We start from the raw sequence: 18,651 nt of genomic DNA on the forward strand, positions 1-18,651 counted from the left end.
TCATTCCAAATTAAAAAACCCCAACCGAATGAGGTTGGGGTTCTATATATTGTGGAGGCGAACCGTGGCTGTGCAAAACCACAATTCGCCTGAGTTACGTCTTCATTTCGTCTGATAATTAACGGCTTCGGCCTTATCCTCTACCTCCACTTCAACAATTTCATTCTCCCTATAATAGTCCTTCAATTCATCTTGGACGCTCTGCTCGGCTAACGGCACCTTATCACGGTAAGCGGCCCGAGTGATCACGTGGGCGGCTACTGGAGCTGTCAGAAATACAAAGAAGATTCCCAAGATGAGGCGGATGCTGAAGAAACCGTCGGATATGATGAAATACAGCAAGGTTCCAAGCAAAGCGCACAGTACGCCAAGCGTAGAACTTTTAGATGCTGCATGAGATCTTGTGTACACATCGGGCAACCGTACAATCCCAATCGCGCTGATAAGGCTGAAAATAGCTCCGATGAGAATGAGGACGGCTCCGACTACTTCACCTATTTCATCGCTTGCGTTCAATAACAACACCTCTTTCAATAAATCTGGCAAAGGCGACGGTTCCGATAAATGAAAGAATCCCGATCAGCAATATGAGGTCAAAAAAGGCATGCGTGTGCAGCAGCACGGAGAATACGGCAGTACTGGCGATCAAGTTAATACCGATGGAATCCAACGCTTGAACGCGGTCTGCACTGGATGGCCCTTTAATAATCCGATATAAATTGGCTAGTATGGCCAGCGCTAGAATACATAATGCAATGACCAGCACCGTCTTAAATATCATTTTCTCGTCACATCCTTTATCGCTTTTTCAAACACAGATTTAGATTTTAATACAGAATCCTTGGATTCGGGCATGTTCAGACCGTGAATGTACAGCACCTTTGAATCGGGGCTTACCTCCATAATGACCGAACCTGGCGTTAAGCAAATTAATAAGGATAGGAGCGTAATTTCCAGATCTCCCTCCAAATCGGTTTCGACCTTGAAAATTCCTGGCTTCACATCGATTTTAGGACGGAGTACTTGCTTCACGACCATCATCGCAGAAATATTCAGCTCATGAATAAATAGAATGAATAGCTTGCCGACTGCGATTAGCGTAAATAGATAAAACGGTGTTTTAAAAAATCGGCGGATGCACATTAAAATAAACAGACCAACAAGATAACCGCTGATAAAGTTTAATATGCTCATCTCCTCTTGCAGAAACATCCACAAGTAGGCGATGAATATGTTGAGTAGCACCTGAACGGGCATGGCTGTTTCCCCCTTTATTCAAACACGGCCTGAATATATAAGCTTGGATTCAACAATTGTTCCGCAGCTTGGTCTACGTAACCTGTTATCGCCTCAGCGCCGATTCCCATAGCAACACTAGCCACCGTCAACAAAGCGATCGGAAACAACAAGCCTTTCGTCGTCCCCTTCTCCTCATCTTCGCTTAGAATCGTTTCGCCCCAGAAAGCGTTCATAAACAATTTAATCATCGAATACAGGATGAACAAGCTGGCCAGCAGCCCGATTGCTCCAAGCCAATAATAACCGGATTCAAAGACACCTTGCGTCGTAAATACTTTACCAAGGAAACCGCTTAACGGCGGAATCCCCACCATAGACAAAGCTGCAAGGAAGAACATCCAGCCTAATTGAGGGTGAAGACGAATCAAGCCGCTAATTTTCCTCAAATCGCTTGTACCTGTCAGATGAACAATCGTTCCCCCAATTATGAATATAAGCGCCTTGATCAGGATGTCGTGAATTAAATAATAAATGGAACCCGCTATGCCGGTTGTTGTAAAAGAAACGAGTCCAGCCATAATAAATCCGACACTTATAATCACATTGTAGGTTAAGATTTTTCTCAAATCCCAAAAACCGATCGCACCGAGTCCGCCTAAAATCATCGTAATTGCGGCTAGTATCCCGATAAACAGATGGGTAATCTGCGGTTCATGATAAAAGATGAGTGTAAACATTCTGAAAATCGCGTAGATCCCTACCTTAGTGAGCAACGCGGCGAAAATAGCGGCAATTGCTGTTGGCGGTACGCTATAGGAGCCTGGCAGCCAGAAAAAGAGCAGCAAGCCCGCCTTCATGGCAAAAACAATCAGGAACAACAAGGCGACGGTCGTAATTAACCCATCCTGGCCGATCTCTGCGATCCGCAGCGATAAATGGGCGAGGTTCAATGTGCCCGTCATCGAGTATAAATAGGCAATGCCGATCAAGAAGAACGCCGAAGCAATAATATTTGTGAAAATATACTTCAGCGACTCGCGAAGCTGCCTCTGTGTTCCCCCCAGTGCGATCAGTACATAGGATGCAACCAGAAACAATTCAAAAAATACATATAAATTGAACAAATCCCCTGTTAAGAACGAACCATTGACACCTGTAATCAAAAACAAAAATAGTGGATAGAAATATAGTTTTTCTTGTTTTCGGCCAATGGAAGAAAAGGCGTAGATTAGACAGCCTATCGCGACAATTGAAGTAGCCAAGAGCAGCAAGGCGCTAAACATGTCACCTACGAAGCTAATGCCGAAAGGCGCTTCCCAGCCGCCCAGCTGTATCGACTGAATACCGCCGTCTTTGATCCGATTCATCAATAGAACGGCAATAACACCAGTGGCTAACAAGGCAACCAGGCTAAGAATCCGCTGAAGCATAATATTTTTCTGGAATATAATAAGAACCATACCAGTCAACAAAGGAATGATAACTGGTGCGATCAACAAATTATTCATTCTCATTTCCCCTTAATTGCTCCATGTCATCCGTCCCAAAGCTTTTATAGGCACGGTAACTTAGAACGAGTACTACTGCTGTCACGGCAAAGTTAATGACGATCGCAGTTAATATCAAGGCTTGAGGAATCGCGTCCGCAAAGCCTGCGGCCTTCTCTCCCAGCAGCGGGGCGCTCCCCTTCTTCAGCCCGCCGGAAGTAATGATCAACAAATTGACGGAATGACCTACGATCGATGCTCCGAGCACAATCCGCAGCAGCTGCTTAGATAGAATCAAATAAGTTCCAATGGATATTAGAATACCGACGAGTATGACCATTAATGTCTCCATATTAACGATCCTCACTTATGCTTAGAATAATATTGACTGCGGTGCCTATGACAGCGAGAGCGACTCCGGTATCAAAAATCAGAGCAGATGCGAGCTCGGTATTCCCGAAGATCGGCAAATCATAATAGCCGAAGGTCTGGGTTAAAAAAGGTTTGCCAAATATGACGCCCGACATTCCGGTGCCAATCGCAATCAGCACGCCAATCGCCGCAAGCTTTTTGAAATCAACTCGTATATTTTCCCTGACCTTATCGACTCCGAAAGAAAGATACAGCAGGACAATAGCTGATGACATGCTCAGTCCCCCAATGAATCCCCCTCCCGGATGATGATGACCGTTCATAAATAAATAGATCGAAAAGGTCAATATGATCACGGCAGCTACTCGGGTTACGCTTTTCAGTATCACATCATTCGTTTTCATGTTGTTCCCTCCCTTTGGAACGCTGGTGAACCAGTATATATACACCTAGCCCTGCAACGGCCAACACGGATATTTCAAGCATCGTATCGAAGCCGCGGAAGTCCACTAGTATAGCGTTGACAATATTTTTGGCGCCTGCCAGCTTGTAGGAATTTTCAAAAAACGAGGTAATCGGTTCAAACAATTTATGCCCGTTGGCGGACAACGCGAGCAGTGTCACCGTTAAACCCATCGCGAGGGATATAATCAGGTTCGTCAGTTTGAAAGGAACACGTTCAATCTGTTTCTTCAGCTTCGGCAAATGGTAGAAGCACAGAAGGAATAGCAGCGTACTCACGGTCTCCACCACCATTTGCGTCAGTGCAAGGTCTGGAGCTCTAAAGATCACGAAGAACATCGCAACCATATAACCTAACGCGCCAAGTGCTACGATAGCTACAATTCGATTGCCCGCCAGTAAGACCGTACCAGCGGCAATTACCATTCCGAGCACAAGTCCTACATCAAAAATGCTGATAGCTGCATCATTGGAGAAATCGAACCGGATACCATACAGCAGCAAAAGCGAGCTTATCAATACTATGACGAAGAATGTAAATGTGTAGATCAGGTAATGCCTCAGCGAGCCTGTCATATATCCATTCGTTAAGGATGTCGAGAACCTCTCCGTACCGGATAAGCCCTTATTGTACCAATGGTTCAACGTCAATCCTTGCGGATAATTGCGCATGGCCTGAACCCATCGCTTCGATGATTTGAAGAGAAGGAGACCGACAACAATAACACCGATCGTCATCACGAGTTCTAGATTTAGCCCATGCCATGCACTAATCTTCAAGTCATAGGAAGACATCGGCGTCATCGGCAGCATGGCAGTTAATGCCGGGGTAAGAATATATTTGCCCAATACATTCGGGAAGAAGAAAATGAATAGAACGAGTAAGCCTAGAAGGATTGGAGAAAACAACATGCCCCAAGGCGCTTCATGCACTTTTCGCGTCAATTTTTCAGGACGATATTGTCCGCCAAAGGTTTTGAATATAAAAATCATGCAGTAGACGAAAGTAAATATGCTGGCTACCCAAGCAATGATCGGGAACAGTAGTCCAATCTTGCTCAAACCGAAAATCCCCGCCTGAGATACCTCATTCACTGCCGCAAAGAACATTTCCTTACTTAGAAAACCATTAAACGGCGGCAATCCCGCCATGGATAATCCGCCAACCAAAGCGATCGTGAACGTGATTGGCATCACTTGCATCAAACCGCCTAAGTAGCGAATATCCCGCCGGCCTGTCTCATGGTCAATAATACCGACAACCATGAACAAGCTTCCTTTAAAGGTAGAGTGATTAAACAAATGGAATAAGGCCGCAAATCCGGCTACCCCAAAGACGGTGCCGCTGTCGCTGGCTCCAAAGTAGACGGCTAAAGAACCGACCCCTAGCAAACACATAATCAAGCCCAATTGACTAATCGTAGAATAAGCTAACATCGCTTTTAGATCCGTCTGTCTGAGCGCAGTCAACGAGCCATACAGCAGCGTAATGATCCCTATTCCAGCTACCAGCCAGAACCATACAGAGCTGCCCCCAAAAATCGGAGTCATGCGAGCCACCAAATAAATGCCAGCCTTGACCATCGTAGCCGAGTGGAGATAGCTGCTCACCGGAGTTGGCGCTTCCATTGCGTCCGGCAGCCAAATGCCAAATGGAAATTGCGCTGATTTGGTAAATGCACCTAACAAAACGCAAAGCATAGCAGGAATAAACAACGCATGATTCTGGAGAACATCCAGGTTAGCGAGCATTTCACGAATGCTGTACGTATCCGCCATCATGATCATCATGATGAATCCGGCTAACATGCCGAATCCGCCAAGGACTGTAATTAACAGCGCCTTTAAGGCGCCTTGGCGAGAGCTCTTTCGTTCGTACCAATAGGATATCAGCAGGAAGGAAGAAACGCTGGTTAACTCCCAGAACCCGTACAGGACCAAGAGATGATCTGAGAATACTAATCCCAGCATGGCGCCCATGAACATTAGCAAATAAATATAGAAATTATGGAGCGCCTCTCGAATCTTAGACATGTAGAATATCGAATAAACAATGACCAGTGCACCGACACCGCTGATGAGCAGACCGAATAACAGACTAAGCCCATCCACGTACGAAACAATATTCATATCAAGAGAAGGAATCCAAGATAAGGTGTATTTATAGGTACCGCCAGCCGCTACGCCAGGTATATACTGCAGCAAATAGATAAAAATAGTTAGAGGTACAACTAAAACGAACCATCCCGTATGCACCAAGCGGTTGAAATATTTATATAGTAAAGGAACAAACAATGCACTAATCAACGGGAGAAAAATAAAGGTATAGAACATAGTGAAGCGCACTCCTCCTTGTTTAAGAATTCTGCTTCTTTATCTGCAGCTTCCTTATCTGCGTATTGACTCTTTACGTAACATCAACTATAGTCTTACATAGTTTAAGCGAGTCCAACTACTAGCATTGAGGTGAAATACTTAAAATGAATAACAGCGTATATAATGAGAGCATTCTTGTTTGCGTTTATTATGGTCCCAATAGTGAAAGATTAATCAAACGTGGCTGTGCAATCGCTAATCTGATGAAAGCTCCGCTTTATATACTGACCATTGATCCGAAGCCATTTGACGAATTGGATGCCGAGAAATTGTTCTATATCGAACAATGGAAAGAATATGCCCACGCACATGCTACGGCCCAGTTTGTTATGAAGGACAATGAAAGCCGCCCTGTATATAAGGTCATTGCAGAAGTGGCCAGAGATAACAACATTACACAGATCATTCTTGGTCAGACGGCACACAGCCGATGGGAACAAATTACGAAGGGATCTATCATTAATTCCTTAGTACGCGAGATCCCATTTGTCGACCTGCATATTGTTTCCGTTGCCCGTTATATTCGGGATGAGGAAGGTCTTTATGAAAAAGGAATTCGAGCCTATTTGATTAAAGATGGGGAGAAATACAAGCTAAGCTTCAATCATGAGAAGCAAATCGATTTTGAAGGCATCTTCTTTAAAGAAGTCGATACCGATTTCGATAACGGAATTTTCCGGTTTATGAAAGATGCTGCAACTTTGCACGTTCAAGTTATTGACGGGATTGTTACGGAATTAACAAATGTAGATATTCATGCAGCGATGAATCTAGACGATTCTGTTAAATAAAAGAATACAAAGCAACTATCCTTCTCCACATGTTTAATGTGGAGATTTTTTCTTTTTCAAACACAATCATTTATAAATTTACATCCACTTTAACGGTTCTCTTCTCCGCCTTGTCGATTCCCAGATACTTTAACGTTTCTGCCGTGGAATGATGATGCAAAATCGACTTTAAGATGGAGATCGCAACCCCCCTGTAGTACGCATGGTAACCAAACGTCTTTCTCAGCGTATGGGTGCCGATTTTCTCTGATATGCCTACCTCCCTTGCTGAGTGGTTAATAATTCGATACGCCTGCTGACGGGTAATCGGACGACAATCCTTTTTGGATTTGAATAAATAATCCTCTGATTTCCAATCCATATTTGATAAATATTCGATTAGGATCTCCTTGACCTTGCTGTTTAGGTAATAAGCCTTCTCTTCTCCTGTCCTTTCATCCTTGAGATAAAGAAAAGGCTTAGCATTCTGGCCATCCCAAACGTCCTGTACAGTAAGATTGAGCAAATCAAGAAGACTAATCCCGGTGTTAATTCCCAATACAAACAGCAGCAAATCTCTTACAGAGTGTTTTCTCAACTCCTCTTTCATCGCTTGTATGGTTTTGACGTCCCGAATTGGATTAACAAATTGCACAGAGAACCCCTCCGAATAATGTTACTTAAGTTAAGGCTAACAGATATTAAGTAACATAACAACTAAAAAATCAGTTTATTCTGTAAAAAATTTGACGGAAAGTTGTCCAAAAATAAAACACCACGCAGGAAAAGCTTTCAATTGAACATGATACCCTTTCAGACAAGAAGCTAGTCAATAAACGCTGCTCCAGTTATCGTTGAAAAGCAAAACCCCCGACCAATGTGGTCGGGGGTTTTCATATCCGTGGAGGCGAACCGGGATTGTACAAATCCACAATCCGCCAGAGTGCTTTGATTAGTGTTGTTTGTAAATTAGCTTACTCGGCGATCAGATGATTCACAGCGCTAAACAACGCTTTGACAGAGGACACCATGATGTCCGCATCGATGCCGCAGCCCCAATAGGACGTTCCGTTCGTCGCTTTAATGCCGATATAGGATACGGCTTGCGATTTCGAACCCGTCTCAAGCGCATGCTCTGTATACAATAAGTCTGAATAATCGAAGCCCAGCTCGGTTTGCAACGCATTGCTGATGGCATCCAGCCTGCCGTTGCCGTTACCCACAATTTCTTTCGCCTCGCCGTTGACGCGAATAGTCACGATCGTTTCGAACTCATTATCGTCTTCCTTGATCCGATACTTTACGAACTCTACAGGCGTGCGCAGGTTAACGTATTCATTCTTGAAAATGTCGTAAATCTCTTCCGCCATCAGCTCTTTTTGCTGATGATCGGATACGTTCTTCACAACATAACCGAAATGCTCGCGCATTTTCGCCGGAAGGTCAAGGCCGTATTTCTGATGCAGCACGTAACCAATACCGCCTTTGCCGGATTGGCTATTGATGCGGATAATATCACCTTCATATTGTCTTCCGATATCTTTCGGATCAATTAGCAAATACGGAACGGACCAATGCTGACGGTCTTCTTCCTCACGCCATTTCATACCTTTGGCAATTGCATCTTGGTGAGAACCAGAGAAAGCTGTGAAGACAAGCTCGCCGCCGTACGGATGACGCTCGCTTACGCGCATCTTCGTCAACCGCTCGTACACGGCCAGAATCTCCGGCAGATTGTCGAAATTCAGCTTCGGATCAACCCCGTGCGAATACATGTTCAGAGCAAGCGTAACAACATCAACATTGCCCGTGCGCTCACCGTTGCCGAACAGCGTACCCTCTACGCGCTGCGCACCGGCCAGCATGCCTAACTCGGCATCAGCCACGCCTGTGCCCCGGTCGTTATGCGGATGCACCGACAGAATGACATTGTCGCGATAGCTCAGGTTCTCGCTCATATATTCAATCTGACTAGCGTACACATGCGGCATCGACATGGATACGGTTGCCGGCAGGTTAATGATCACCGGATTCTCCGCAGTTGGCTGCCAAACATCCAGTACTTTGTTGCAAATCTCGAGCGCAAATTCGATTTCCGTACCCGTGAAGCTTTCTGGTGAATACTCAAATTGGAAGTTGCCTTCCGTTTCCTCTGCACATTGCTTCACCAGCTTCGCGCCGGTTACGGCGATTTCGATAATTTCTTCTTTAGACTTGCGGAATACCTGCTCCCGCTGTGCCAGCGAAGTCGAGTTGTACAGATGAACAACCGCTTTGTGAGCGCCTTTCAAGGAGTCAAACGTCTTGCGAATAATATGCTCCCGTGATTGCGTCAGTACTTGGATCGTTACGTCGTCCGGAATCAAATTTTGTTCAATCAGCGTGCGCAGGAAGGTGAATTCCGTCTCCGACGCAGCCGGAAACCCGACCTCAATTTCCTTGAAGCCAATGTCGACGAGAACTTTAAAGTATTCCAGCTTCTCTTCCAGATTCATCGGCACAATCAGCGCCTGATTGCCATCACGAAGGTCAACACTGCACCAGATAGGCGCCTCAGTGACATATTCTTTTTGCGTCCATTTCAGGCTGGTTTGCGGCGGCATATAATATCCTCTGGCGTATTTCTCAACATTTTTCATCGGTGGTCTTCCCTTCCTTATGGTCATTATTGTGTAAATTATAAAATAAACAAAAAAAGCCTCTCGTCTCCTTAACAGAGACGAAAGACTTTGAACATCTTACGCGGTACCACTCCGAAATTCATGCTTGTTACGGCATGCACTCTACAGATAGAAATTCGCAGGCTGCAAGCAGCGGCAAATCTCATACCTCCTGATGATAACGGTCAGGAATCCGGCTCCGCCTACTGACTTGTTCAGCGAGCAACTCCAAGGCGAGTTCAAGCTTCTTCCGCGACTGTTTCGCAACGACCAACAGCTCTCTGGACGCATGGAAAGCTTTACTATTCCTCTTCTTAGTCTTTTAGAAATATAATTATGCTACCTCTATGCTATACTACAACGGCTGTCTTAGCAAGTCCTCTAAAGAGGTAAACGGCTAATTTATTTTTGATACCTTACCGGCAACTTTTCGACATCAAACTAAGCATGCGCCGAATGGGCGGATTTTATAGCGGAAATGAAAAAACGAACCCCATCGTATGGATCGCATGAGGAGGTTCGTTTTTTTGCTTAATGCGTATGAGTTAGTGGGCTTTTGCAGTGCCGGCAGGAGTCATTTTTCCGTCTCCATCAAGCTTCTTAAATTTGAGTACTTTACGCATTAGCGGAAGCAGGTAATAATCCAATCCATACCGTCCTGCGTTGGTGCCTGCAAAGAGTACGATTCCTCCGAGAAGAACAAGCCATGGGTTAGTGTTTAGCGTGCCAGCGAACATGAACATGAAGTTCATTAAGAGTCCGAAGAAGGCTGCCGCAGCCGTCAATCCCCCGAGAATCAATCCGATGCCTACGAGTAATTCGCCTATTGGGATGATAAAGTTAAAGAGCTTTACATTCGGCAAAGCGAAGTGCTCGATGAAGTATACAAAGTTCGGATAAACCAATTTTTGAGTCGTTGCATTGGCTATCGGGTTATTAATCGCGTTAGTCAAGAACCCGGTGGCATCGAATCCGCCCGTTAATTTGTGCCAGCCCCCTCCGATCCATTGATAACCGAGGTAGACACGAACGAAGAGCATAACCATTGCAACATATTTATTCGTTCTTAACCATGCTAACATGATAATCATCTCCGATTTTATTGTGATTTTTTTCACATACTATCTTAAAAAGATACCTTAACTTCTTTCTTACACGATAAACTAAGATTCACAGAAAGACTAGATCGCTCAAACCAGAAACGCTTTTGAATGTGATTTGCCATGATACATCCTTCCCTTCTTCTTGTTGCTATGTATTGCTTTCTCCTTGCACCTTTAATATAACATACTTTAATTCATATGAATGTGAAAATTTTCACAACATTGTGAACTCTCTAAAGAATCCGTACATTTGATAAAACAATAATTCATCCCCGCCCGATATCGTTCAAAACATACGTTGCTTGCAACAGCAAAAACCCCGACCTCATGCGGTCGGGGTTCTACATATTGGTGGAGGCGAGGGGATTTGAACCCCTGTCCGAAGACAACGCCACACAGGCTTCTACGGGTGTAGTCACAGTTTTGATGTCACCCGAGCAGCGCCCCGTAACCGGCTATGCGTTGGGTCAGCCTGATTATCTTCTTCCGTCGACCCCAGGCGGAGACCGAACGGCGTATCCCACTACTTGTTAGCCCCTAGTCTAGTCACATGGGCGATGCTAGGTAGGAGCACGCTCACAGGTTATTAAGCTGCGAAAGCGTAGTTTGTTTGTTGTTTGCCATTTAATAGGCTTTAGCGTTGATGAAGCAGACGACTCCCTGCTACCCGCAACCCGCGCTCGTACTATCCCCGTCGAATCCATAAACGCCCCCAATACGGCATAAACGGCTCCTTAACGCCGATTAGCACATGAAGCCCGGATCTAACGATCTATCGAGCACGAATGCATCATGCAACCATGTTGCACGTTTGACTCGTTTAAAACCATCCTTCATTTGTACATTCCTAGTATAACACGATTCACGCCCGCTCTGCCGAACTTCTTGCTGGCAAGGAGGGAGGATGCTGGAATCGATTCTAAAACCATCTAACGGGCAACCTTTTGCTTCTCACGCAGCGCACGCTGAATGTCGCGTTGTGCGTCCCGCTTGGCAGCTGTGTCGCGCTTGTCATACTGCTTCTTACCCTTACCCAAGCCAATGAGCAGCTTAGCATAACCGTTGCGTACATAAATCTTCAGTGGCACAATGGAGTAGCCTTCTTGCTTAGACAGGCCAAGTAATTTATGAATCTGTTGCTTATGCAGCAGCAGCTTTCTTGCGCGCGTCGGATCAGTCGGGTTATGGCGATTACCCTGCTCAAAAGGACTGATGTGCATGTTATGGATAAATATCTCGCCGTTCCGGATCGTCGCGAACGCATCCCCAATATTGGCCTTGCCCATGCGAAGCGCTTTGATCTCCGTGCCCATAAGCACGATTCCCGCTTCGTACGTATCTTCGATGAAGTAATCATGGGAAGCCTTCTTATTCTGCGCTAATTGCTTGCCGTCGCTTTTCTTGCTCGCCATAGAAATCACCTCTTCGTCGTTACGCCCATGTTCAAGTAAGCGCTGTTAGGAATACATTGTAACAAATTATAAGGGCCCAATGCAACGCCAGTCCCTGCCTCATAAACAAAATGTAATTATACAGTTTGTTTGCCGTAAATAAGCCAATTTATGCGTTCAAAATGTAAAAATGCAGGTGAATCCGCGCAATATCGTCCATTTGGAGCATTTTCACGTCATTCAAATGTATTTTTACATTTTGAGGCGAAAAACCAGTCATAAAAGCGTAATCAAAATGTACTTTTGCATTTTGTTGCCTGCCGGAAGGAGCAAACTTAAGCAATCGCTAAACAAAGCAAAATGCTCAGTGCTAGCGCCTATGCAACAGACAGACAAACGTCCTGCACCCTTATCATGCCCTGACTATACAAAAACCGCCCAGACCAGATGGCCCGGACGGTTCCTCGCAGTTAGTAAGCTATTACAGCTTAACTACGTTTTCTGCTTGTGGTCCACGGTTGCCTTGAACAACGTTGAACTCAACGCGTTGGCCTTCTTCAAGAGTTTTGAAGCCTTCGCCAGTGATTGCGGAGAAATGTACGAATACATCGTTGCCGCCTTCAACTTCGATAAAGCCAAAACCTTTTTCTGCGTTAAACCATTTAACTGTACCTTGTTGCATGTGTAAAAACCTCCACAAAATAAAATTAATATGCGCCTGTTTCGTTTTTAAACAAAAAATTCACACATTGGAAAAGGTCTCATGACTTTAATGACACCCTTTTCAATATGTGAATTCAGGTTCATATCATCAATTGCTTTGAGTGTACTATACCCATATTCAAAAAGCAAGCGACAAGCTTAAATATATTTTGCCAGCTTATCCATAACACGGCGCTGCAATCCGGCAGATCCGAGCAGCAACGCCATGTTTGGGGGTAAAGTAAACATCTGGTATTTATTTTCGATTTTTGCGTACGAACGCAGCAGTCGCGTTACCGCCGCCGCCTCCGTTTTTCTTCTTCCTCTTCTTATTCTTGCCTTCTTCGCCGGAATTATTCACGTCAGGCGAAACTTGTTTATTATTTTCGTTGGGCTGAGCTTCAGCTGCCGGTTTCGGCCGACCTCCGCCAGGTGTGCCAGCACTGCCTGCATGACCTCTCGGGCCTGCCGTACCGCCGCCGCCTGCACCATTGCCGCCTCTAGCACCGCCGCTGCGCCCGCGGCCGCCTTGACCACCGCTGCCGCCACGACCGCCGCGGCCATCACGTCTCTCCGAGCGAGGATCCTCGCCCGTGTCGCCGCCCCAGCTTTTGCTGCCCTCTCGGATGGGCAGCCCCCACATATCGGTACGCGGAACGCTTTTGCCGCCGCGTACACGTCTGCCTGGCTCCAGCGGCTCCGCCGGCTTTTGCCACGGCGAACCCTCAGCCGCTGCGCCTGTACCGGTAGCACCTGTTGAGCCCTCGGCTCCAGCGCCTCTGCGCCGGCGCTTGCCGCCCTCGTTCTTGTTCACTTCATCTCTCGCTTCGTTCACTTCTGCAACACCTTTCCCCCGGCCGCCGGATCTCTCATCTCTCGGCACGCCCAATGCTATAGAATCGTTCTTGCCACGGCCTTCGCCTTTTTCGCCGTTTCCGCCGCTGCCTTTGCCGCCTTTAGCCTTCGCTGCATCGCCTAACGCGCCAGCGGCTCCATTGCCGCCTTTACCACGGCGATCGCCCTTGCCACCCTTAGCTGGTGCAAGCGCGCCCACGCCGCCTTTGGCGCGGTCACCGCCGCCGCCGCGCTTTCCGCCGCGTCCGCGATCATCCGCTCCGCCACGGCCGAATCCGCCGCGCTTCTTCGCGCCGCGGCCTACGCCGAAGCCAGCATCAGCTACGCCTTTGAATCCGCTGCGCGGTTTCATATCGACCATCTCGAAATCCATCGTATACTCTTCCATGTTCACTCTAGCCAGACGGATCTTCACTTCGTCGCCAATGCGGTACACCTTCGAAGTGCGCTCGCCAATCAGCACCATGTGAAGCTCGTGGAAATGGTAATAATCGTCGGTCAAATCACTCAGACGAATAAGCCCTTCCACCGTATTGTCCAGCTCGACGAACATGCCGAAGCTCGTTACGCTGCTAATAATGCCGTTGAACTCTTCTCCGACCTTATCCAGCATAAATTCGCATTTTTTCAGCTTATCTGTGTCCCGCTCCGCATCGACGGCCACGCGCTCCCGCTCGGACGAATGCTGGGCATAATCCGGCATACGAGCCATCAGCGCCTCCTGGCGCTTCTCCGGCAGCGAGCCGCCGTTCTCCAGCACTTCGCGAATAACGCGGTGAATGACCAAATCGGGATACCGGCGAATCGGCGAAGTGAAGTGTGTGTAGAACTCCGCAGCCAAACCGAAGTGACCCAAACAGTCCGCATCGTATTTCGCTTGTTTCATCGAACGAAGCATAACGGTCGAGATAACCGTCTCTTCCTTCGTGCCGTGAATCTCCTCCAGCAGCGTCTGAAGCGCGCGCGGATGGACCGAATTGCCCTTGCCTTTCACGACGTAGCCAAAATTCGACGCAAATTGCATAAAATGAAGCAGCTTCTCCTGATCCGGGTCCTCATGAATCCGGTACAGGAAAGGCACTCGCAGCCAGTGGAAATGCTCGGCAACCGTTTCGTTCGCCGACAGCATGAACTCCTCGATAATCTGCTCCGCGACAGAACGTTCCCGCTTCACGATATCGACAGCTTTGCCTTGCTCGTCCACGATAACCTTCGATTCTTGAAAATCGAAATCGATCGCGCCGCGCTTCATCCGCTTCTTCCGCAGTCTCATTGCCAGCTCTTCCATCAGCTTGAACATATCAAGCAGATCGGCATAGCGTTCCTTCAGCTCAGTCTCCGGCTCTTCTTCAGTCGCCGTCAACAGCTTGCGTACGTTGGAGTATGTCATCCGCTCTTTCGTCTTGATGACGCTCGTGAACACCTCATGGCGTACCCGTTTCAGCGTTTTCGCATCAAACTCCATCTCACAGGACAAAGTCAACCGGTCTACCTGCGGGTTGAGCGAGCAGATACCGTTCGACAGCCGATGCGGCAGCATCGGAATGACGCGATCCACCAGATAGACGCTGCAGCCGCGCCGGAACGCCTCTTGGTCCAGCTCCGACTTTTCCGTCACGTAATAGCCTACGTCGGCAATGTGTACGCCCAGCAAATAGTTGCCGTTATCCAGCCGCTTCACATGAACCGCATCGTCAAGATCCTTCGCGTCCTCGCCGTCGATGGTAACGATGACTTCATCGCGCAGATCCCGCCGGCCTTGCTGAATAATCTCTTCCTCCGTGATGGAATCGGGAGCGGCTTCTGCCTCTGCCAGCACCTCGTCCGTAAAACTCTCCGGAAGCTGATGCTTGCGAATAATCGACAAAATGTCGATTCCGGGATCATTCTTATGTCCCAAAATTTCGATAATTTCTCCCGTTGCGGCAGCGCGCCCTTCAGGATACGACACAATTCGCGCCACGACTTTTTGGCCCGTAACTGCGCCTTGGAATTCACCCTTAGCGATAAAAATATCGCGGTTGATCCGTTTATCGTCTGGAACAACGAAGCCAAACGACTCATGGTTCTCGAATGTGCCGACCACTTGAACAACTGCGCGCTGCACGATTCGTACAACCTCGCCCTCCAAGCGGCCCCCGCTTTCGCTTTGCGAAGTAATACGGACGAGAACGATATCGCCGTTCATCGCGCTTTTCTGATCATTGGCATGTATATAAACGTCAGGGTGGTCCTTCTCGTCAGGCAGCAGAAAAGCAAAGCCCTTCGCATGCGCCTGCACCTTCCCTCTCAGCAGGTTCATCCGCTCGGGAACACCATAGCGCTCATTGCGCGTCCGGATGACTTTCCCTTCCTCTTCGAGCTGATTAAGCATTTTCAAAAATAGCTTGAACTCTGCGGCATTCGCGATGCCGAAATGCTGCTCCAGCTCCTGGTAGGTCATCGGCTTATATGCCGTCTCCCGCATAAAATCAAGCAGTTCCTGCTCTTGCATCATAATTGTCCTTTTCACCTCATACACCGGTAGTTCTATCATGACTTGCATCCATTGCTGCCGGTTGATAGATTATCATATACCATTTAGTATACACGAAATAAGGGGCCCGCATCCGCGCATTCTGGAAAATACAACAAAAAAAAGCAGAAGGCTTCACCTTCCGCTTTTCGGTACAACTTCTACAGTTTCACAACGTATGCAACAATCAAGGACAACACGAAAAATCCGACTGCAAGTCCAACTGTCAGACGTTGCAAGAACAAATCCAGACCGCGTGCTTTCTGTTTACCGAACAAGTGCTCAGCACCGCCGGAGATCGCACCAGACAAGCCAGCGCTTTTGCCCTTTTGCAGCAAAACGACCGTGATCAAACCGACCGAGAAGAGTACGAGCAATATTTTCAAAAAGATTTCCATTTCATCCACCTCCAGCACAGGAGCTCCGTTAAAAACACATAAATCGATTGTAGCATAGCCCATCTACGAATTCAATAGTTTAGATCGCCTGCCTGCTTCATCCAGTTTTACCCGACAGATCAAAGCTTTCAAAGAACGCCAAATTCTGCTTTGCGCTCTCCACTGCGCTTACCGCAAACTGCTCCTGCTCGACAATCATATATTGGACACCTGCGCGGATAGCTTCCGGAATCAGACGTTCGTAACCGACCTTGCCGCTTCCCAGCTCCATATCACGCCGCCCGTCGCTTAAATCTTTGAAATGAGCCAGCGGCACCCGCCCGGCATATCTGCGCAAATAGTCGACCGGATCATTACCCGCCACATACACCCATCCCAAATCAAACTCCATCGTCATGAGCTCCGCTGGCACCCGCTCCAGCAAATGATCAATAGCCGGGCGGCCCGCAACGAGCTTGAACTCGGCTTCGTGATTATGATAACCATACTTCAAACCATAACGCGAAGCTTGCTCCCCGCAACGGTAGAAAAGCTCCGCAAGCCGGGCCAGTTCATCGATCGTCGGTTGTGCCGGTAAAGGCGCCCACGGCGTGATGACATGCTTCAAGCCTAATTCGGATGCATACTCCAACTGAGCCTCAAACTCCGATTCCATTCGATCCGGATTCGTGAAATTTAGCCCAATATGAGCCGAAGGTGCGGTTAGGCCCAGCTGATTCAACCTTTGTCTTAGCAGTCTAGCCGGCGTATCGTAAAATCCTGCAAATTCCACTGCCTCATACCCGATGTCGGCCACTAGAGCCAACGTGCCTAGAAAATCACGCTGCGCCAAATCGCGAAGCGAGTACATCTGGATTGCAACCGTCGGAATGGACATGCTGTTGCACCGCCGCCTTATAGGAGTATTCCCTGCTTAAAAAGGAGTTCCACCCGCACGGCCGTTTTCCTTCTCACACAAAAAAGAAGAGCACCCCACAGGATGCTCTTCTCTCTATCAGAGGCAATCGGGCTAAGCCCGACCGGCCTTATTTGAAGTTTTTCAGGTTGTAGAATGCAGATTTGCCTGCATATTGCGCTGTCGAACCCAATTGGTCTTCGATGCGAAGCAATTGGTTGTATTTCGCTACGCGGTCCGTACGGGACGGAGCACCTGTTTTGATTTGACCAGCGTTTGTTGCAACTGCGATGTCAGCAATTGTGCTGTCTTCGCTTTCGCCGGAACGGTGGGAGATAACTGCAGTGTAGCCTGCACGTTTCGCCATTTCGATCGCGTCGAATGTTTCAGTCAGGGAACCGATTTGGTTCACTTTAACCAGGATCGAGTTGCCTACGCCTTTGTCGATACCGTCGGACAGACGCTCTGTGTTCGTTACGAACAAGTCATCGCCAACGAGTTGTACTTTGCCGCCCAGTTTGTCGGTAAGCAATTTCCAACCTTCCCAATCGTCCTCGGAGCAGCCGTCTTCGATTGTAAGGATTGGGTATTTATCAACCCACGAAGCGAGCAGGTCAACGAATTCAGCGGATGTGAACGATTTGCCTTCGCCTTCGAGGTGGTATTTGCCATCTTTGTAGAACTCAGTCGAAGCAACGTCCATACCGAGGAATACGTCAACACCTGGCTTGTAGCCTGCGCGCTCGATAGCGGAGATGATTGTTGTGATTGCTTCTTCGTTGGAAGCCAGGTTAGGAGCGAAGCCGCCTTCGTCGCCAACAGCTGTGTTCAGGCCTTTGTCTTTCAGAACCGATTTCAGGTTGTGGAAGATTTCAGCGCCGATGCGAAGAGCTTCTTTGAATGTTGGAGCGCCAACTGGCAGAACCATGAACTCTTGTACGTCAACGTTGTTGTCGGCATGCTCGCCGCCGTTGATGATGTTCATCATTGGAACTGGCAGTGTTTTAGCGTTGAAGCCGCCCAGGTACGTGTACAGGGATACGTTCAGCGCGTCAGCTGCAGCGCGTGCAACAGCCATCGATACAGCCAGAATTGCGTTTGCGCCCAGTTTCGCTTTGTTAGGCGTACCGTCAAGCTCGATCATTTTACGGTCGATTGCAACTTGATCAAGAGCGTCCAGACCGATGATTTCAGGAGCGATGATTGTGTTTACGTTCTCTACTGCTGTAATAACACCTTTGCCCAGGTAGCGGCTTTTGTCGCCGTCGCGAAGCTCAACAGCTTCATAAGCGCCAGTGGATGCGCCGGATGGAACGATTGCACGGCCTTGGCCGCCGGATTCCAGGGATACTTCTACTTCAACAGTTGGATTCCCGCGGGAATCCAGCACTTCGCGTGCGTATACATCAATGATGATAGACATGAA

17 protein-coding genes, 1 other RNA gene and 1 other annotated feature are annotated in these 18,651 nt (G+C 47.7%); of the genes, 1 reads left to right on the plus strand and 17 read right to left on the minus strand.

Features of this window, described 5'->3' with window-relative positions; all coding sequences use genetic code 11:
* Positions 1 to 102: 102 nt before the first annotated feature.
* The 7 genes from IEX98_RS11310 to IEX98_RS11340 are packed head-to-tail and all read right to left on the minus strand — an operon-like array spanning position 103 to position 5,894.
* Positions 103 to 516, minus strand: a complete 414-nt coding sequence (locus IEX98_RS11310; protein ID WP_188889250.1) for a Na+/H+ antiporter subunit G — start codon at positions 514 to 516, stop codon at positions 103 to 105.
* Positions 500 to 781 carry a Na(+)/H(+) antiporter subunit F1 gene (locus IEX98_RS11315; protein ID WP_139996556.1) on the minus strand — a complete coding sequence of 94 codons (282 nt, stop codon included), beginning with the start codon at positions 779 to 781 and terminating at the stop codon, positions 500 to 502. Before IEX98_RS11315 ends, IEX98_RS11310 begins: the two co-directional genes overlap by 17 nt.
* Complete coding sequence (locus tag IEX98_RS11320) at positions 778 to 1,257, minus strand: Na+/H+ antiporter subunit E (protein WP_188889251.1); 480 nt, start codon at positions 1,255 to 1,257, stop codon at positions 778 to 780. Before IEX98_RS11320 ends, IEX98_RS11315 begins: the two co-directional genes overlap by 4 nt.
* Positions 1,258 to 1,271: 14 nt before the next feature.
* Complete coding sequence (locus IEX98_RS11325; RefSeq protein ID WP_188889252.1) at positions 1,272 to 2,747, minus strand: Na+/H+ antiporter subunit D; 1,476 nt, start codon at positions 2,745 to 2,747, stop codon at positions 1,272 to 1,274.
* The gene (locus IEX98_RS11330; protein WP_188889254.1) at positions 2,740 to 3,078 is read right to left on the minus strand and encodes a Na(+)/H(+) antiporter subunit C; all 339 of its coding nucleotides are present in this window, start codon (positions 3,076 to 3,078) and stop codon (positions 2,740 to 2,742) included. Before IEX98_RS11330 ends, IEX98_RS11325 begins: the two co-directional genes overlap by 8 nt.
* A 1-nt stretch (position 3,079) precedes the next feature.
* The gene (locus IEX98_RS11335) at positions 3,080 to 3,502 is read right to left on the minus strand and encodes a Na(+)/H(+) antiporter subunit B (RefSeq protein WP_188889257.1); all 423 of its coding nucleotides are present in this window, start codon (positions 3,500 to 3,502) and stop codon (positions 3,080 to 3,082) included.
* Positions 3,489 to 5,894 (minus strand): Na+/H+ antiporter subunit A, encoded by a 2,406-nt coding sequence (locus IEX98_RS11340; RefSeq protein WP_188889258.1) that lies wholly within the window; start codon positions 5,892 to 5,894, stop codon positions 3,489 to 3,491. The genes IEX98_RS11335 and IEX98_RS11340 overlap by 14 nt, the downstream gene beginning before the upstream one ends.
* 146 nt (positions 5,895 to 6,040) lie before the next feature.
* Here IEX98_RS11340 and IEX98_RS11345 point away from each other — a divergent pair, with 146 nt between their 5' ends.
* Complete coding sequence (locus IEX98_RS11345) at positions 6,041 to 6,727, plus strand: universal stress protein (protein ID WP_188889260.1); 687 nt, start codon at positions 6,041 to 6,043, stop codon at positions 6,725 to 6,727.
* Positions 6,728 to 6,797: 70 nt separating this feature from the next.
* Here IEX98_RS11345 and IEX98_RS11350 read toward each other — a convergent pair whose 3' ends face one another.
* The 10 genes from IEX98_RS11350 to eno form a co-directional block, all read right to left on the minus strand.
* Positions 6,798 to 7,361 (minus strand): tyrosine-type recombinase/integrase, encoded by a 564-nt coding sequence (locus IEX98_RS11350; RefSeq protein WP_188889261.1) that lies wholly within the window; start codon positions 7,359 to 7,361, stop codon positions 6,798 to 6,800.
* A gap of 319 nt (positions 7,362 to 7,680) precedes the next feature.
* Complete coding sequence (gene leuA, locus IEX98_RS11355) at positions 7,681 to 9,345, minus strand: 2-isopropylmalate synthase (protein ID WP_188889262.1); 1,665 nt, start codon at positions 9,343 to 9,345, stop codon at positions 7,681 to 7,683.
* 73 nt (positions 9,346 to 9,418) lie between these two features.
* Positions 9,419 to 9,691: a binding site (T-box leader), on the minus strand.
* A gap of 220 nt (positions 9,692 to 9,911) precedes the next feature.
* Positions 9,912 to 10,448: a DoxX family protein gene (locus tag IEX98_RS11360; protein WP_374705335.1), complete on the minus strand. Its 537-nt coding sequence runs from the start codon at positions 10,446 to 10,448 to the stop codon at positions 9,912 to 9,914.
* Between the two features lie 370 nt (positions 10,449 to 10,818).
* Positions 10,819 to 11,183, minus strand: a transfer-messenger RNA (tmRNA) gene (gene ssrA, locus IEX98_RS11365).
* Between the two features lie 215 nt (positions 11,184 to 11,398).
* Positions 11,399 to 11,881: an SsrA-binding protein SmpB gene (gene smpB, locus IEX98_RS11370; protein ID WP_188889263.1), complete on the minus strand. Its 483-nt coding sequence runs from the start codon at positions 11,879 to 11,881 to the stop codon at positions 11,399 to 11,401.
* 460 nt (positions 11,882 to 12,341) lie between these two features.
* The gene (locus IEX98_RS11375; protein WP_028609190.1) at positions 12,342 to 12,542 is read right to left on the minus strand and encodes a cold-shock protein; all 201 of its coding nucleotides are present in this window, start codon (positions 12,540 to 12,542) and stop codon (positions 12,342 to 12,344) included.
* A 276-nt stretch (positions 12,543 to 12,818) separates the two neighbouring features.
* Positions 12,819 to 15,914, minus strand: coding sequence for a ribonuclease R (rnr, locus tag IEX98_RS11380; RefSeq protein WP_188889264.1), 3,096 nt, complete (start codon positions 15,912 to 15,914; stop codon positions 12,819 to 12,821).
* 179 nt (positions 15,915 to 16,093) lie between these two features.
* Positions 16,094 to 16,330, minus strand: a complete 237-nt coding sequence (gene secG / locus IEX98_RS11385) for a preprotein translocase subunit SecG (RefSeq protein WP_042168803.1) — start codon at positions 16,328 to 16,330, stop codon at positions 16,094 to 16,096.
* A 97-nt stretch (positions 16,331 to 16,427) separates the two neighbouring features.
* Positions 16,428 to 17,207 carry a sugar phosphate isomerase/epimerase family protein gene (locus tag IEX98_RS11390; RefSeq protein ID WP_188889265.1) on the minus strand — a complete coding sequence of 260 codons (780 nt, stop codon included), beginning with the start codon at positions 17,205 to 17,207 and terminating at the stop codon, positions 16,428 to 16,430.
* A 148-nt stretch (positions 17,208 to 17,355) separates the two neighbouring features.
* On the minus strand, positions 17,356 to 18,648 hold the full coding sequence (gene eno, locus IEX98_RS11395) for a phosphopyruvate hydratase (RefSeq protein ID WP_188889267.1): 1,293 nt from the start codon (positions 18,646 to 18,648) through the stop codon (positions 17,356 to 17,358).
* Positions 18,649 to 18,651: the final 3 nt, after the last annotated feature.

This window comes from Paenibacillus radicis (ex Gao et al. 2016) (assembly GCF_014641555.1).
In the GTDB taxonomy this organism is placed as follows: Bacteria; Bacillota; Bacilli; order Paenibacillales; family Paenibacillaceae; genus Pristimantibacillus; species Pristimantibacillus radicis.

Coding starts and splice junctions, on each gene's coding strand:
- IEX98_RS11325 (WP_188889252.1), bottom strand. CDS start 2,747: ATGAATAATTTGTTGATCGCACCAGTTATCATTCCTTTGTTGACTGGT.
- eno (WP_188889267.1), bottom strand. CDS start 18,648: ATGTCTATCATCATTGATGTATACGCACGCGAAGTGCTGGATTCCCGC.
- smpB (WP_188889263.1), bottom strand. CDS start 11,881: ATGGCGAGCAAGAAAAGCGACGGCAAGCAATTAGCGCAGAATAAGAAG.
- IEX98_RS11320 (WP_188889251.1), bottom strand. CDS start 1,257: ATGCCCGTTCAGGTGCTACTCAACATATTCATCGCCTACTTGTGGATG.
- IEX98_RS11335 (WP_188889257.1), bottom strand. CDS start 3,502: ATGAAAACGAATGATGTGATACTGAAAAGCGTAACCCGAGTAGCTGCC.
- IEX98_RS11345 (WP_188889260.1), top strand. CDS start 6,041: ATGAATAACAGCGTATATAATGAGAGCATTCTTGTTTGCGTTTATTAT.
- IEX98_RS11360 (WP_374705335.1), bottom strand. CDS start 10,448: ATGTTAGCATGGTTAAGAACGAATAAATATGTTGCAATGGTTATGCTC.
- IEX98_RS11340 (WP_188889258.1), bottom strand. CDS start 5,894: ATGTTCTATACCTTTATTTTTCTCCCGTTGATTAGTGCATTGTTTGTT.
- IEX98_RS11390 (WP_188889265.1), bottom strand. CDS start 17,207: ATGTCCATTCCGACGGTTGCAATCCAGATGTACTCGCTTCGCGATTTG.
- IEX98_RS11315 (WP_139996556.1), bottom strand. CDS start 781: ATGATATTTAAGACGGTGCTGGTCATTGCATTATGTATTCTAGCGCTG.
- leuA (WP_188889262.1), bottom strand. CDS start 9,345: ATGAAAAATGTTGAGAAATACGCCAGAGGATATTATATGCCGCCGCAA.
- IEX98_RS11375 (WP_028609190.1), bottom strand. CDS start 12,542: ATGCAACAAGGTACAGTTAAATGGTTTAACGCAGAAAAAGGTTTTGGC.
- secG (WP_042168803.1), bottom strand. CDS start 16,330: ATGGAAATCTTTTTGAAAATATTGCTCGTACTCTTCTCGGTCGGTTTG.
- IEX98_RS11330 (WP_188889254.1), bottom strand. CDS start 3,078: ATGGAGACATTAATGGTCATACTCGTCGGTATTCTAATATCCATTGGA.
- rnr (WP_188889264.1), bottom strand. CDS start 15,914: ATGATGCAAGAGCAGGAACTGCTTGATTTTATGCGGGAGACGGCATAT.